Below are 14,491 nucleotides of genomic sequence, written 5' to 3'. Positions count from 1 at the left end.
ATAAACCGGCAGCGCCTTGCCGCCGAGCGCGTTGGCGATCATCAGCGGAATCAGCTTCTCAGGGAACTGGTACGGACCGTAGTTGTTCGAGCAGTTCGTGGTGAGCACCGGCAGGCCATACGTGTGATGGTAGGCGCGCACCAGATGGTCGGAACCCGCCTTGGTAGCCGAATAGGGGCTATTCGGCGCGTACGGCGTGGTTTCGGAGAATTGCGGATCGGTAGCGGACAGCGAGCCGAACACTTCGTCGGTCGACACGTGCAGGAAACGGAACGCGGCCTTGTCGGCCTCGCCGAGCGTATTCCAGTACTGACGGGTGGCTTCGAGCAGCGTGAAGGTGCCGACCACGTTGGTCTGCACAAAATCTGCCGGGCCGTGGATCGAACGGTCCACATGGCTCTCAGCGGCAAAGTGCAGCACGGCACGCGGCTTGTGCTCGGCGAAGAGCGCGTCGAGCGCGGCGCGATCGCAGATATCGGCGCGTACGAATACGTGCTTGGGATTGGCCTGTTGCGACTTGAGCGTACCCAGATTGCCGGCGTAGGTCAGCTTGTCTACATTCAGCACCGCTTCGTCCGACGTATCGAGCCAGTCGAGCACGAAATTGGCGCCGATAAAGCCGGCACCGCCCGTTACCAGGATCATGAAATTCCCTTCTAGATGTTGGTGGCAGATCGGAATCGGTTTGCCGATCCACACGCCGCGTGTAGTGGTGTTCGTTTCTTGTCAGCGCCCGCCGCCGCCTCTCATACGGCAGGCAGGCGCTCAAACGCCAATCTTATGAAGCCCTGATTATAAAGCCGCCCGGGGCAAAAACTAGAACCCTAACAACTTGAAACAGCTTGACAAGTTTGGTTTCCACCGACTAACGAGGGGGTCGCCTGACGCGGCGCTACAGCACAAGATAACGGCAGAAGACCGCAAATACCGCCGGTTGCGCCAGTTAAGCCGTCAACATCCAGCGCAGCGTATCCATGAACGGAATCGCTTCGACCTTCGGCACCAGCGAGTGCAGCTTGGTCGGCGACCCGGCCAGCATCTTCACGTCGGTTTGTCGCACGAAAGCAGGATTGATCTGAATCTCGAGCTCGTGCCCGGTCAGATCGCTTGCTGCGGACAAAATCTCCCGCAGCGTGTAAGGCGTGCCCGTACAGACATTGACCGTCTCAGCAGTGGCCTGGCAGTCGAGCAAAGCCTCGTAGGCGCTCGCCACGTAGCGCACGTCCGAGAAATCACGCGCCACGTCGATATTGCCGAGCTCAATAGCCGGCTCGCGCCGTGCGAAATGGTCGACGATCTTCGGCACAAGGAAGTTCGACGCCTGCCCGCGCCCGGTGTAGTTGAACGGCCGCACGATCAGGATAGGCAGCCGGTCGAACCAGGTCCGCACCATCGTTTCCATTGCCGCCTTGCTGGCGGCATAGTGGTTCACCGGCGTGACCGGGAAGGTTTCGTCGATGGCGTCGCTGGTTACGTTGCCGTAAACATTCGCGCTGCTCGCAATCAACAGCTTGCGGGGCGTGTGGCCAACGGCCGCGCAGGCCTCCAGCAGGTTCAGCGTGCCGATCACGTTGACGCGGTAAAAGTCGAGCGGATCGTTATGACCCACGAAACTGATTGCCGCCAAATGCACAATGTAGTCAGGCCGCACGGTTTCAATCACGCGCCGGCATGCGTCGGGCGACGTAATGTCGAGCCTGAGGCGCGTCGGCGTTTCAGGCTCGTTGCGCCCGGCCACCGTTTCGATCACGGTATGACCGCGGCCGAGCAGGTTGTCGACCAGATAGCGACCAGTGAAACCGCTCGCCCCGGTGACGAGCGTGCGGATAGGTTGCTGTGCATGAAAAGACGACATGCTTTCTCCGTTCACGAGGGTCATCTTGTTGTGGTGCAATATCGCGCGCGCGAGCGGTGGCACGCATGGCAGCGCGCCCGGCGAGGCCCGTTGCGGGTGGCTCCCAACTGCGCATGTCACGATATCCGTGCGTCAAACGGGCTATTATGTCACGCTAGCTTGTTGCACCGCCCAACGCGGCACGCCTTGTTCGTAACCGCGTGTATCGAACTGCACCGACTTCTTGATGACATCCTCCCCCGCTTCCACCGCCGCTTCTACTTCCGCTTTTACTGCCGTCGAGCAGCCGCGCCCGCTACCTCTCGCTTTCGGCGACCTGCAAGGCTGCCGCGCGCCGTTCCGGCAATTGCTGGCCAAGGCCGCGCCACCCGAAAACACACCGCTGTGGTTCGCGGGCGACCTGATCAACCGCGGGTCCGAATCGCTCGCCACGCTGCGTGACATCATTGCGCTGGGAGACCGTGCGGTCCCGGTGCTGGGTAACCACGACCTGCATCTGCTGTCGGTGTCGGCGGGAATTCGCAAATCGAAGAAAGGCGACACCATCGCCGACATTCTCACCGCGCCGGATGCCGCCGATCTGCTCGAATGGGTCCGCCATCGTCCGCTCGCGCATTTTGACAACGGCATGCTGATGGTGCACGCAGGCGTACTGCCGCAATGGGACGCCGCCCTGACAATGGAGCTCGCCGACGAATTGCAGCGGGCGCTGCGCGCGCCGAACTGGAAGGAAACGCTCGCGGGACTCTATGGCAACGAGCCGAATCGCTGGAAGCCCGGCATCAAGGGCATCGAGCGCCTGCGCCTCACATGCAGCGCGTTGACGCGCATCCGTTTCTGCAATGCCGAAGGCGCGATGGATTTCAGCAGCAGCGGCGGCCTGAATTCCGCGCCGCCGGGCAGCATGCCGTGGTTCGACGTGCCGTCGCGCAAGACCGCGGACATCACGGTGGTGTTCGGTCATTGGGCCGCGCTCGGTTTGACCTTGCGCAACAATCTGATCGGCTTGGATTCCGGCTGCGTCTGGGGTGAGAAACTCTCCGCTGTGCGGCTTGCGCAAAATCCGGCGGAGCGCACGCTGACCCAAGTCGACTGCGAGACTTGCCGCGCGCCAAGCGGCGGTAACTAAGTCGACTCGCTAAGCCGGTTCTCCGAACCGACTTGTTAAGCCGACCGGCCGGACTGATCGATTGGCTCGATCAGCGCCGGCGACGCGTTGGAAGCGTCAGTGGCGTTAGACGATGAAATCGACGCCGCGATCGCAGCACCGGACCTCGTCATGCCGCGCTGCATCTCCCGCAACGCCGCAGCAATCACCCCTTCCGCCTCCGCCGCCAGTGTGCGCCTATCCGCACCCGGCGCGAGCGGCGCGCCGACATACACGTGCGCGGTCAACGGGCCGCCGCGCAGCAGCATATTCAGCGATTCAGCCAGCGTCAGATCGTCGATATACGCAGGCGCGGTGGATTGCCGGCCCTGCGCATCTTCATACATGATGCACAACGGCTGCACCGGCGCCGAGGCCGACACGGCGGCCTGGAACATATTCGCGTGAAACGGCAGCAGCGCCAGACCGTTTGACGTCGTCCCTTCAGGAAACACGCACATCAGTTCGCCCGCGCTCAGGCGGTCGGCCAGTTCGTGCATGATCCGCTTCGCATCGCTGCGCTTCTCGCGCTGGATGAACACCGTGTCCAGTTGCTGCGCCAGCCAGCCGACCACCGGCCACTGCCGGATCTCGGCCTTCGAGACGAACGGCGTGGGCCGCCACGCATTGATCACGTAGATGTCGATCCACGAGATGTGATTGGCGACCACCAGCGCGCCGCGGTCGAGCCGTGCGCCATCGTTATGCACGACGAGCCGCATGCCGCATAGACGCAGCATTTTCAGCGACCATTCGCGATTGAGCGTGTGGCGGCCGTCGGCGTCGATTTTGGGAAAGCGCGTCGCGACGATCCACATGCCGTGCAGTAGATGCGCGATGAGTCGGGCCTTGCGTAACGCGAGCTTCATTGTCGGAGCTTTCCGTAACGGGGCAATGCCGCGGATATTAGCGCTGTTCGAACGCAACGCGACCGGACACGATGGTCGCCATCACGCGCGCCGGCAGTTCATAGCCGAGGAACGGCGTGTTGTGTCCCTGGCTCTTCAATGCACGCGGCTCGACGCGCCAATACGCGTTGCGGTCGAACACGCAGAGATCGGCGGCGGCGCCCACGGCAACGCGGCCCGCCGCGTCCAGCTTCAACACGTCGGCCGGCGCCGTGGTGATGCGGTTGAGCGCCTTTGCCAACGGCACGCGCGCTTCGTCGGCCCATTTGACCGTCAGCGACAGGAACAGCTCGAGCCCCGTTGCGCCCGGCGTGGCTTCGGCAAATGGCAGAAGCTTTTCGTCGTCGTCGACCGGCGTGTGGTCGGAGCAGATCGCGTCGATTGTGCCGTCGACGAGACCCGCACGGATCGCTTCGCGATCGCGCTGCTGGCGCAACGGCGGATCGAGCCGGAACTGCGCGTCAAAATAGCCGATGTCGAGATCGATCAGATGCACATGGTTCACGGTGACGTCGCACGACACCGGCAAGCCCTCGGCCTTGGCCGCACGCATCAACTCGATGCCCGCCGCCGACGACACATGCGACAGATGCACCCGTGCCCCCGTCACGCGAACCAGTTCGAAGATCGTGTGCAGCGCGATCGTCTCGGCCGATACCGGCACGCCCGACAGCCCAAGCCGCGAGGCCAGCGCACCGCTCGCGGCCACGCCGCCCTTGCCAAGATACGCATCGACCGGACGCAGCCACACGGTGTACCCGTAGGTATTCGCGTACTGCAGCGCACGCATCAATACCTGCGTGTCGACCACCGGCACGTCGGCCTGCGAAAAACCGATACAGCCCGCTTCGGTCAGCTCGACCATCTCGGTGATGACCTGGCCTTTCAGGCCGACGGTCAACGCGCCGAGCGGATAGACATGCGCCTGGTCCAGATTGCGCGCGCGGAACTTGAGCATCTCGACGAGGCCCGGTTCATCGAGCGTCGGATCGGTATCCGGCGGACACACGAGACTCGTCACGCCGCCGGCGAGCGCCGCGGCCATTTCGGATTCGAGCGTCGCCTTGTGTTCGTAGCCCGGCTCGCGCAGGCGCGCGGACAGGTCGACCAGGCCCGGCGCGATATGCAGGCCTTTAGCGTCGATCGTCTTCTCTGCCTGGAAATCAGCGGGCGCGTTGCCGATGGCGACGACTTTGCCCGCTGCGATAAAAATGTCCTGCTGCTGTTCGGTGCCCACTGCCGGATCGATCAGCGTGCCGCCTTGAATATGAATCTTCATGTGCTGCCTTAAGTTTAGCCAGGCGGTTTCGCCAGGCGTTCAGCTAGGTTCTGTCAGTTGCAAGTTCAATCGTGATTGCCCGCGACGATTCCCATCACCGCCATGCGCACCGCGATGCCGAACGTCACCTGATTCAGAATCACCGATTGCGGACCGTCGGCCACCTGTGAATCGATTTCGACGCCGCGGTTCATCGGACCCGGATGCATCACGATCGCATCGGGCTTGGCAAGCGCGAGGCGCTCCGGCGTCAAGCCCCAGCTCTTGAAGTACTCCTGCGCCGACGGCAACAGCGCGCCGCTCATCCGCTCATTTTGCAGACGCAGCATGATGATTACGTCGACGTCTTTCAGGCCTTCGTCGAGGTTGTGGAATACACGCACGCCCATCTGTTCCAGACCGCCCGGCAGCAGCGTGCGCGGACCGATCGCACGCACTTCGGGCACGCCGAGCGTGGTCAGTGCATGAATGTCCGAACGCGCGACCCGCGAATGCAGAATGTCGCCGACGATCGCCACGCGTAGATTCGTGAAATCCTTCTTGTAGTGGCGGATCGTGTACATGTCGAGCAGACCCTGGGTCGGGTGTGCGTGACGGCCGTCGCCGGCATTGATCACATGCACGTGCGGCGCACAGTGCTGGGCGATCAAGTACGGCGCCCCGCTCGATGCATGGCGCACGACGAACATATCGGCATGCATCGCCGAGAGGTTGTTGATCGTGTCGAGCAGCGACTCACCCTTGCTTGTCGACGAAGCATTGATGTTCAGATTCAGCACGTCCGCCGACAAACGCGTCGCGGCGATCTCGAAGGTCGTGCGAGTGCGCGTCGAGTTCTCGAAGAACAGGTTGAACACCGACTTGCCGCGCAACAGCGGCACCTTCTTCACTTCCCGATCGGTCACGCTGACGAACTGGTCGGCGGTATCGAGAATGTGATTGACGATCGCTTTCGGCAAGCCCTCGATCGACAACAGATGTTTGAGCTCGCCGTTCTTCGTGAGCTGCGGATTGCCCTTCAGGAAGCCATAACGGAAGCGCTCGGCGGCGCTGTCGGCTGATTCCTGGGAGGCCGGGGTGGCGGTGTTCATGGTGTACCTGCTTGTTGCTTAATGCGGCTTAATGCGCAAAGCCGCGTTCAATCGACGCGGGCTTCGGTGTGAAAGGTGAAACGCTGATTGCCGTCGGCATCGCCCTCTTCGCGGGCCAGCACGAGCGTCGCCTCGGCGGGCACTTGCACCACGCCGCCGACGAACCGCGCCGCCACCGGCAGCTCGCGTCCACCGCGATCGGCCAGCACCGCCAGCTCGACCGACGCCGGCCGGCCGTAGTCGTACAGCTCGTTCAATGCCGCGCGAATCGTGCGACCGGTGTACAGCACGTCGTCCACCAGCACGATGCGGCGCTTGTCCACGGAGAACGGCAGCGAGGTCGGGCTCGCCTGCGAGTGCAGGCCTTTTTTAGCGTAGTCGTCGCGATGCAGCGCGACATTCACCACGCCGTAGCTCGGCACGTGCAGGTCGCGCGCGAGTCGTTCTGCAAGCCACGCGCCGCCGCTATAGATACCGGCCAGCACGGCACCATCTGCACTGTCTTGCCCGGCACCGAGTTTGTCACCATAAGCGGCACGAATCTGTTCGAGCAAAGCGCTGTAGAGCGCTTCGGCGTCAATGGAACTCATGATCGTCGGAAAGTCCGTCTAGATATTGCTGGAGGATGATGCTGGCGGCCTGGGCGTCGAGCATGTCGGCGCGGCCGTTGCCGGCGCGGATTTCCGCTTTCGCCTCGACCGACGAATAACGCTCGTCGATCCACGTCACCGGCAGATTGAAGCGGCCGTTCAGCTGATTGCCGAAGCGCTTCGCGAGTTGGGTCATTTCGTGCGGCGTGCCGTCCGGGTGCATTGGCAAGCCGACCACCAGCGCGTCCGGCTTCCATTCAGCGATCAGCTTGCCGATCGCCTCGAAGCGGTATTCGCGGCTGCGGTTCTGCACGATCACGAGCGGCCGTGCGCTGCGGGTGAGCGAGTTGCCCACCGCCACGCCGATCCGCTTTTCACCATAGTCGAACGCAAGCAGCGTCGCCTCACGTCCAGCCGACAGGCTCATGCGTGACCTGCTTCGCCCGACAGCATCGATAGCGAAATGCCTAGCAGCGCGAGCGCGGCTTCCAGACGCTCTTCGGCGGGAACGTCAAAAACGATTTTCGGGTCAGCTTCCACCGTGAGCCAGCCATTCTTCGAAATCTCTTCCTCGAGCTGACCCGCGCCCCAGCCGGCATGGCCGAGCGTGAGCAGGAAGCGCTCCGGACCGGTGCCGCTCGCGACGGCTTCGAGCACGTCTTTCGAGGTGGTCATTTCGAGCCCGCCCGGCACTGACATTGACGACGTGTAGGCATTGCCGTCTTTCGGATCGTGCAGCACGAAGCCGCGCTCGGTTTGCACCGGGCCGCCGAAATACACAGGCACATGAAGAAGGGGTTCGATCTCGAGCTTGAGATCGATGCGACTGAAGAGCGCTTCCAGATCGATATCGGTCGGCCGGTTGATCACGAGGCCGAGCGCACCGCGCTCACTGTGATCGCAAAGGTAGACCACCGTTCCTGAAAACGTGGGATCCGCCATGTTCGGCATGGCGATCAGGAACTGGTTGGTCAGATTGATGCGATCGGTACTCTTGGACATAGTTCGGATTTTAGCAAAGACGATGCAGGATGGCGGGCTTTGAGCGCGGGACCGCGATGTGCGCGATGAAGTGCGCCGCGAGCCATCGACGGCGAATCAAGTTGCACTCTATCACGCACACAGGCCTTGTCCACGGTGCGCTTAGCGGTGTTTTGCGACACGCATATCGCGTGCCTCCGGGTTCGAACCTTGCTCCTCGCTGCGGCCGGTGAGAATGCTTACCGGCGCGCAGCACATGCCGCTGATTCCGCAGCAGTTCAGGTGCCGCCCTGCTCGATCGCGCGCGTCAATGCGGCCAGCGCCGCGCTGCTGCCTGCCGGCGCGACGCCCGCAGCGACTTTGTGCAACATTGCGCGCAACGCTTCGGCAGCCTGCTCGAGCGTCCTCGCCGCCGGTGCGCCGACGATAACGTGGGCGCGCACCGCCGGCGTCGATACGCCGGCGTGCGCGCGGCGGCGCCACGCAAGCCCGAGCGCATCGGCAACCAGCGCCACATGACCAAGGCCCAGCGCGCACGCGGCGGCGCCTAGCCGATAGGCGGCGTCGCCCGCCTGCAGCGCTTCGCTCGGATCGGCTTTCTCGGGCTGATCGGCCGCGCGCGCATGCTCGGTCAGCGCCGAAATCGAGGCATCCGCAGTTTGGAGGAAATCCTCATAAGCGTGCGCGTTGACGGTCAACACCCCCAACTCACGCGTCAGCGCGCTGCGGTTCGCGCTGATCGCCTGTGCCTGCACGGCGCCCGCTTCCCAAAGCATTTCCGATGCCTGGGTGCCCGCGACGTGCCAATCAACTGTCAAGCCGTAGTCGTGCAGCACTTCGACTTGATCGGCGTCTTCCGCCGCAGCGCCGAACAACGCGTAATCGCGCCACAGCAGCGCCAATGTGGCACGCACCAGAGAACGCGGCGCGCGCTCGATCCCATGCGCATGATCGGCCAGTGTGAGGTTGCAGCGCGCATAAAAACGACGCGCGTCGGCTTCTCCGGTAGCGCGACCGCTCACGCGCAGCGCCTTGGCGCAGGCCTTGGCGAGGCGCCAGAAATCGTAGGGGTCCGGACCGGTGAGTTCGGTCAGGACGGCGTCCAGTTCGTCGAGCGCCGCGTTCGTGAACGCCAACGCAGCACCGCTGTTATCGGGCTGCGAGCGCAACACCGGCAGCAGCGCGCGCTCATAGCGCGCGCGCAAATGGGCCAGTCGATCCGCGGACTGGGCATGCAGCGACACCGGCGGCACCGGGCGGGCGCTCAGCGCGAGGTCTTCGAAAGCGACGGTCGAGCCGGGCGTGTGCTCCGACAAATGGGTACAGAGCGCGCGATAGTGGTTGAACAGGGTCGGCGAGCAGGACAGCTCGTGCAGATTGTGACGTTCGAGCGCCGCGCGGAAATCGCGCAACGCCGCGCCGAACACGAGCCGCGCGCTGTCCGCGTCAGCCGGGTTAGCCGGATCACCCTCGTCGGCCAAAGGCGAAAGCCGCACCAGCGCGTCCGCAAAGCGCTGCGCGCTGAGCCAGCCGGCCTCGCGCAATGCGTGCGACGCACGCAGCAGCGCGGAGGTGCTCTCGCTGTGTTGTTCGAACGCTAGCAGCGCCTCGGCCAGCGCCAGCTCCGCGGGACGGACAGCGCCGCCGCGCGGATTCGGCAATGCATCGAAGGAATCGGGTGCAGCGGATCGAAGAGTCATGGGCAGGCGACAGAAAGCTGACGGGCCGCCGCTCAGCGCCGCACGAGAGACTGATCGGCTAACGCGCGAACCGGCGACAGGACAATGACAGACTACCGCTGCGACACGGCGCAACCAAAGACGTTCCGCGTCGACGCGTGGGGCAGACTTCCGAGCGCATCAGCGCGTTCGACCCGGCAACGCCATAGGCAAAACGCCGCGCCGCAGGCACGCGGCACGTAGCTCAGCTGGACACCGCCGTTTGCCCCTCGGACCTCAGATCTGGACCATCTCGAAGTCTTCCTTGCGCGCTCCGCATTCCGGGCAGGTCCAGTTAATGGGAACGTCCTCCCAGCGGGTGCCCGGCGCAATGCCTTCGTCCGGCAAACCGGCTTCTTCGTCGTAAATCCAGCCGCAAATCAGGCACATCCAGCTTTGATATTCCATTCTTGTGTCGCGTCGTAGAGTCCGTGGAAACGGGAGCCATGATGGTACCGTGTTGCCGCCCCAATGCCTAGCGATCAGAAACGCGCAATCGCCGCGCGCGGCGGCCTTTGGCTATGCAGCTTACGTGGGTTTTGGTTGGCGCTTGCGGCGCACGGCCGCAGCGTGTCTGGCTCGCAGCTGTGCGGGGTTTGCCGCTTGTTGGTCACTCGCCTGCGGTTCGTTTCCAGCTTACCTGCCATTCGTCTGGCCGTCAGGTTGCCCAGTTACGTGCTGCTGGCTTGCCGCAACGCGCCGAAGAATGCGAAAAAACGCCTTCACGACAGTTTAGGCCGCATAATTGAGCCGATTGCGCACCCTCTGCGCCTAAATTCAGCTCCTTTTTGTAAATCTTCATGCCCAGCGACACGCCTCCGATCGTCCTCACCTTCGGCCTTTCCGATCCCACTGGCGGCTCCGGCCTGCAAGCCGACCTGATGACCCTTGCCAGCATGGGCTGCCATGGCGTTTCCGTGCTCACGGGTTATACCGTGCGCGACTCGGCAAGCTGCGACGAAGTCACCGGGCTCGACCCTGAAGTAGTCGCGACCCAAGCGCGGATGCTGCTAGAAGACATGCCGATCGCCGCGTTCAAGGTCGGCGCATGCACGCGCGCGGAAGTGGTGAGCGCGATTGCCGAGGTGGTCGCCGATTACGACGACATCCCGCTGATTCTCGCCCCCGACTTCACGCTCGACGACGAACACGTGCTCGCCGCCGACGAACTGCGCGAAGCGATCGCCGACCTGCTGGCGCCGCAAACCACCTTGCTGGTCGCCGATTCGGCCACGCTGCTCGCCCTCGCCCAGCCGGACGGCGACGCCGAAGCGCCGAGCCTCGACGCAGCGATCTCGCATCTGCTGTCGCAAGGCTGCGAGTACATTCTGTCGACGGAAACCGGCACGCACCGTCTGGTCAATACGCTGTTCAGCGAAGACGGCCAGTTGCGCCAGGACATGTGGGACCGCGGCAGCCATCGGATCATGGGCATCACGGATACCCTCGGTTCCGCGATTGCCGCCTTGCTGGCCAATGGCCAGGAGCCGGCGGAAGCCGTGCGCGAAGCGCAGGAGTATTTGTATCAGGCGGTGCGCAATGCGTTCCGGCCGGGAATGGGCGCGTATTTGCCGGATCGGTTCTTCTGGGCGCGCAGCAGCGATGACGACACGCCGCCCTCGGCCGGCAAGGACGCGGCGCCGGGCGAGGCCCGGCACTGAGATTCGACGCGAAGAAGCGTCTGCGGCATGTGCGGCAGACGCCCAGCAAGCGCTTCCGCTTTGGCCTCTGCCAAACGCCGCCCATAAAAAAACCCGCATTTCTGCGGGTTTTTTCTTTTGGGAAGCACGCCTCGCGGCGCACCTCCCCATGTGTTTCGAACTGGACCTCTAATAAAAGAGGCCCAACCGAAATTACATGTCCATGCCCATGCCGCCCATGCCGCCGGGCATACCGCCGCCCATCGGAGCATCTTCCTTCGGCAGTTCGCAAACAGCTGCGTCGGTGGTCAACAGCAGGCCAGCGACCGAAGCTGCGTTTTGCAGCGCCGTGCGCGTCACCTTCGTCGGGTCCACGACACCAGCATCAACCAGGTCGACGTACTCGCCCGTTGCTGCGTTGTAGCCGTAGTTGCCTTGGCCAGCAGCAACAGCTGCCACCACGACGCTGGCTTCTTCGCCACCGTTCGTGACGATCTGACGCAGCGGCTCTTCCATCGCGCGCAGCACGATCTTGATACCAGCGTCCTGATCGGCGTTAGCGCCCTTCAGACCAGCGATTGCCGTACGTGCACGGATCAGTGCGACGCCGCCGCCAGCCACGATGCCTTCTTCCACAGCTGCGCGCGTTGCGTGCAGTGCGTCTTCGACACGCGCCTTCTTTTCCTTCATTTCGACTTCGGTCGCAGCACCGACCTTGATCACTGCAACACCGCCGGCCAGCTTGGCCACGCGCTCTTGCAGCTTTTCACGGTCGTAGTCCGACGTAGCTTCTTCGATTTGCGTGCGAACTTGCTTCACACGTGCTTCGATGGTTGCAGCTTCGCCAGCGCCGTCGATGATCGTCGTGTTTTCCTTGCCCACTTCGATACGCTTCGCTTGACCCAGTTCGGCCAGCGTTGCCTTTTCGAGCGTCAGGCCGGTTTCTTCAGCGATAACTTGACCGCCGGTCAGGATCGCGATGTCTTCCAGCATGGCCTTACGACGATCGCCGAAGCCCGGAGCCTTGACAGCAACCGTCTTCAGGATGCCGCGGATGTTGTTCACAACCAGCGTAGCCAGCGCTTCGCCTTCGACGTCTTCTGCGATGATCAGCAGCGGACGGCCAGCCTTAGCGACTTGTTCCAGTACCGGCAGCAGATCACGGATGTTCGAAACCTTCTTGTCGTGCAGCAGCACGAACGGGTTTTCGAGCACAGCAACTTGCTTGTCCGGGTTGTTGATGAAGTACGGCGACAGGTAGCCGCGGTCGAATTGCATACCTTCAACCACGTCCAGCTCGTCTTGCAACGACTTGCCGTCTTCAACCGTGATGACGCCTTCCTTGCCGACCTTGTCCATCGCTTCAGCGATGCGGTCACCGATCGACGAATCGCTGTTTGCCGAAATCGCGCCAACTTGAGCGATTTCCTTGTTCGTCGTGCACGGCTTGCTGATCTTGCGCAGTTCTTCGATAGCGGCCGTCACAGCCTTGTCGATACCGCGCTTCAGGTCCATCGGGTTCATGCCCGATGCAACGTACTTCATGCCTTCGCGGACGATCGACTGAGCCAGAACCGTTGCGGTCGTGGTGCCGTCACCTGCGTTGTCGCTGGTCTTGGAAGCCACTTCCTTGACCATTTGCGCGCCCATGTTCTGGAGCTTGTCTTTCAGTTCGATCTCTTTCGCGACCGAGACACCATCCTTGGTGACCGTCGGGCCGCCGAAGCTGCGCTCCAGGACAACGTTGCGACCCTTCGGGCCCAGCGTGACCTTCACAGCGTTCGCGAGGATGTTCACGCCTTCAACCATCTTGGCACGGGCGGAATCACCGAATACGACGTCTTTAGCTGCCATCTTCTAACTCCTTGAATTCTTGGGATATAACCGGGTAAGTAGCGCTTTGCGCTTACTTCTGCACCACGGCCATGATGTCTTCTTCGCGCATCACGAGCAGTTCGTTGCCGTCGACCTTGACGGTCTGGCCTGCGTACTTGCCAAACAGGACGCGATCACCCACCTTCACGTCGAGTGCGATTTGTGCACCCTTGTCGTCACGCTTGCCCGGGCCGACTGCCAGAATTTCGCCTTGATCCGGCTTTTCTGCTGCGGCTTCGGGGATCACGATGCCCGACGCAGTCTTGGTTTCTTGATCCAGACGTTTGACGATCACGCGATCATGCAAAGGACGAAGGTTCATACATACTCCTCTCTTGATTGAGACTGAAGAACGCTGAGAAAACCCGGCTGGCTGAGCCAACCGGCGATGTTGTTAGCACTCTCGTGCAGCGAGTGCTAATTATATGGACGGGTGGTGACAATTTCAAGAAGGGATGTCGCTTTGAGTGTCGATTGTCGAGATTCGCTTAACTTTGAACTTTGTTCACTTAAGTTGAACTCGCGACCTGAGGCCGGACACCGTATCACCGCGCACCCTCATAAAAACAATGACTTAGAATTGAAGTCACCGCGCTGCAGGGTCGCCCGCGCCGCTATAACAGGCAGCTGTTTTTGACGACATCGCCTCGCAAAAACTTAGCGATCGACATTCGGACAGGGGTAAACCCCGTGACTTCACGCGCGCTTCAGTCATGTCCGGGAAGTTCGGAAAACTTGATGCGGCCAGCGGCCGCAACCCATCGCTACCCCTTAATGAACCCTCTCGCCCACAGAGCGCTTCGCATTCACTCCCTCACCGGGCGTCCCGACGTGGTGTCGCGATCATATGTATCGAACGAATCGCCGGACCAACTCTCAGCGACGTGCTGCTGATGAGTCCGTGGTTTGGTAAACAGAGAAACCTGAGAAGCCAGAGAAACCTCAAGGTAAGTTTGAGCTTCGGTGAGTGCACGTGCCTCGGCAAAGGCGCTTTCGCCGCCCGCATACGTTGCCTAACTTTTTGATTTTCCGAATCGAGACCAGATACATAGGTGCTACACACCGCCGCCGAGCCGCGGACGCTGACGCTGACGGCGGTGTCGCTATGTGTTGATTTGCACGGAATCCTGACCCACCCTGCGTAGTAATTTGCATCGAATATTGACCCACGTAGAACACTGACCTGCTCGGCAACGGGCGGGGGAACGGAGTGATCGACGTGGCTATATTGAGCATCATCCGACGCTGGCACTTTCGCGATCATGTGTCGTTGCGCGAGATTGCCAAACGGCTGGGCGTGTCCAGAAACACGGTCAGACGCTACATACGGGCCGGCACCGTACTGCCCGCCTATCCCGAACGCCACAGCCCCAGCAAGCTCGACGGGTTTGCTGCGAAGCTTGCTGG

At 62.3% G+C, this 14,491-nt stretch carries 15 protein-coding genes; 3 read left to right on the top strand and 12 right to left on the bottom strand.

What is annotated here, in order from left to right; all coding sequences use genetic code 11:
- Both HHL24_RS42220 and HHL24_RS42215 read right to left on the bottom strand, forming a co-directional pair.
- A partial coding sequence (locus tag HHL24_RS42220) for a dTDP-glucose 4,6-dehydratase (protein WP_169491178.1) occupies positions 1–645 on the bottom strand: 645 nt, incomplete at its 3' end.
- Between the two features lie 298 nt (positions 646–943).
- Positions 944–1,855, bottom strand: coding sequence for a GDP-mannose 4,6-dehydratase (locus HHL24_RS42215; RefSeq protein ID WP_169491177.1), 912 nt, complete (start codon positions 1,853–1,855; stop codon positions 944–946).
- Positions 1,856–2,081: 226 nt separating this feature from the next.
- On the opposite strand from HHL24_RS42215, the gene HHL24_RS42210 reads away from it, so the two are divergent.
- Positions 2,082–2,984 (top strand): symmetrical bis(5'-nucleosyl)-tetraphosphatase, encoded by a 903-nt coding sequence (locus HHL24_RS42210; protein WP_169491176.1) that lies wholly within the window; start codon positions 2,082–2,084, stop codon positions 2,982–2,984.
- Positions 2,985–3,019: 35 nt separating this feature from the next.
- Here the strand turns inward: HHL24_RS42210 and HHL24_RS42205 are convergent, their stop codons facing one another.
- The 8 genes from HHL24_RS42205 to HHL24_RS42170 form a co-directional block, all read right to left on the bottom strand.
- Entirely contained in the window at positions 3,020–3,871 is an 852-nt protein-coding gene (locus HHL24_RS42205; protein WP_169491175.1) for a lysophospholipid acyltransferase family protein, read from the bottom strand.
- 37 nt (positions 3,872–3,908) lie between these two features.
- Complete coding sequence (locus tag HHL24_RS42200) at positions 3,909–5,189, bottom strand: dihydroorotase (RefSeq protein WP_169491174.1); 1,281 nt, start codon at positions 5,187–5,189, stop codon at positions 3,909–3,911.
- A gap of 65 nt (positions 5,190–5,254) precedes the next feature.
- Positions 5,255–6,280, bottom strand: coding sequence for an aspartate carbamoyltransferase catalytic subunit (locus tag HHL24_RS42195; RefSeq protein ID WP_169491173.1), 1,026 nt, complete (start codon positions 6,278–6,280; stop codon positions 5,255–5,257).
- 47 nt (positions 6,281–6,327) lie between these two features.
- Entirely contained in the window at positions 6,328–6,870 is a 543-nt protein-coding gene (gene pyrR / locus HHL24_RS42190) for a bifunctional pyr operon transcriptional regulator/uracil phosphoribosyltransferase PyrR (protein WP_169491172.1), read from the bottom strand.
- Positions 6,857–7,297 (bottom strand): Holliday junction resolvase RuvX, encoded by a 441-nt coding sequence (gene ruvX, locus HHL24_RS42185; protein ID WP_169491171.1) that lies wholly within the window; start codon positions 7,295–7,297, stop codon positions 6,857–6,859. The genes pyrR and ruvX overlap by 14 nt, the downstream gene beginning before the upstream one ends.
- Positions 7,294–7,872, bottom strand: coding sequence for a YqgE/AlgH family protein (locus tag HHL24_RS42180; RefSeq protein WP_042327851.1), 579 nt, complete (start codon positions 7,870–7,872; stop codon positions 7,294–7,296). The genes ruvX and HHL24_RS42180 overlap by 4 nt, the downstream gene beginning before the upstream one ends.
- Positions 7,873–8,129: 257 nt before the next feature.
- Positions 8,130–9,551: a hypothetical protein gene (locus HHL24_RS42175; protein WP_169491170.1), complete on the bottom strand. Its 1,422-nt coding sequence runs from the start codon at positions 9,549–9,551 to the stop codon at positions 8,130–8,132.
- A gap of 255 nt (positions 9,552–9,806) precedes the next feature.
- Complete coding sequence (locus tag HHL24_RS42170) at positions 9,807–9,977, bottom strand: rubredoxin (protein ID WP_006047743.1); 171 nt, start codon at positions 9,975–9,977, stop codon at positions 9,807–9,809.
- A 392-nt stretch (positions 9,978–10,369) separates the two neighbouring features.
- On the opposite strand from HHL24_RS42170, the gene HHL24_RS42165 reads away from it, so the two are divergent.
- A complete protein-coding gene (locus tag HHL24_RS42165) occupies positions 10,370–11,230 on the top strand; it encodes a hydroxymethylpyrimidine/phosphomethylpyrimidine kinase (RefSeq protein WP_169491169.1) in 861 nt (286 codons plus the stop codon).
- A gap of 192 nt (positions 11,231–11,422) precedes the next feature.
- Here the strand turns inward: HHL24_RS42165 and groL are convergent, their stop codons facing one another.
- On the bottom strand, positions 11,423–13,063 hold the full coding sequence (gene groL / locus HHL24_RS42160) for a chaperonin GroEL (RefSeq protein ID WP_106286119.1): 1,641 nt from the start codon (positions 13,061–13,063) through the stop codon (positions 11,423–11,425).
- Between the two features lie 52 nt (positions 13,064–13,115).
- Entirely contained in the window at positions 13,116–13,406 is a 291-nt protein-coding gene (gene groES / locus HHL24_RS42155) for a co-chaperone GroES (protein WP_007178996.1), read from the bottom strand.
- 888 nt (positions 13,407–14,294) lie between these two features.
- Here groES and HHL24_RS42150 point away from each other — a divergent pair.
- The coding region (locus HHL24_RS42150; RefSeq protein ID WP_329606834.1) for a helix-turn-helix domain-containing protein at positions 14,295–14,491 on the top strand (197 nt) is incomplete at its 3' end.

Source organism: Paraburkholderia polaris (assembly GCF_012927345.1).
Classification (GTDB): Bacteria; Pseudomonadota; Gammaproteobacteria; order Burkholderiales; family Burkholderiaceae; genus Paraburkholderia; species Paraburkholderia polaris.
This window is presented reverse-complemented; position numbering and strand designations above follow the sequence as displayed.

Bases quoted from the DNA above. Each gene is read 5' to 3' on its own strand.
- groES (WP_007178996.1), bottom strand. From the start codon at position 13,406: ATGAACCTTCGTCCTTTGCATGATCGCGTGATCGTCAAACGTCTGGAT.
- ruvX (WP_169491171.1), bottom strand. From the start codon at position 7,297: ATGAGCCTGTCGGCTGGACGTGAGGCGACGCTGCTTGCGTTCGACTAT.
- HHL24_RS42215 (WP_169491177.1), bottom strand. From the start codon at position 1,855: ATGTCGTCTTTTCATGCACAGCAACCTATCCGCACGCTCGTCACCGGG.
- HHL24_RS42200 (WP_169491174.1), bottom strand. From the start codon at position 5,189: ATGAAGATTCATATTCAAGGCGGCACGCTGATCGATCCGGCAGTGGGC.
- HHL24_RS42195 (WP_169491173.1), bottom strand. From the start codon at position 6,280: ATGAACACCGCCACCCCGGCCTCCCAGGAATCAGCCGACAGCGCCGCC.
- pyrR (WP_169491172.1), bottom strand. From the start codon at position 6,870: ATGAGTTCCATTGACGCCGAAGCGCTCTACAGCGCTTTGCTCGAACAG.
- HHL24_RS42175 (WP_169491170.1), bottom strand. From the start codon at position 9,551: ATGACTCTTCGATCCGCTGCACCCGATTCCTTCGATGCATTGCCGAAT.
- HHL24_RS42205 (WP_169491175.1), bottom strand. From the start codon at position 3,871: ATGAAGCTCGCGTTACGCAAGGCCCGACTCATCGCGCATCTACTGCAC.
- HHL24_RS42180 (WP_042327851.1), bottom strand. From the start codon at position 7,872: ATGTCCAAGAGTACCGATCGCATCAATCTGACCAACCAGTTCCTGATC.
- HHL24_RS42170 (WP_006047743.1), bottom strand. From the start codon at position 9,977: ATGGAATATCAAAGCTGGATGTGCCTGATTTGCGGCTGGATTTACGAC.
- groL (WP_106286119.1), bottom strand. From the start codon at position 13,063: ATGGCAGCTAAAGACGTCGTATTCGGTGATTCCGCCCGTGCCAAGATG.
- HHL24_RS42210 (WP_169491176.1), top strand. From the start codon at position 2,082: ATGACATCCTCCCCCGCTTCCACCGCCGCTTCTACTTCCGCTTTTACT.
- HHL24_RS42165 (WP_169491169.1), top strand. From the start codon at position 10,370: ATGCCCAGCGACACGCCTCCGATCGTCCTCACCTTCGGCCTTTCCGAT.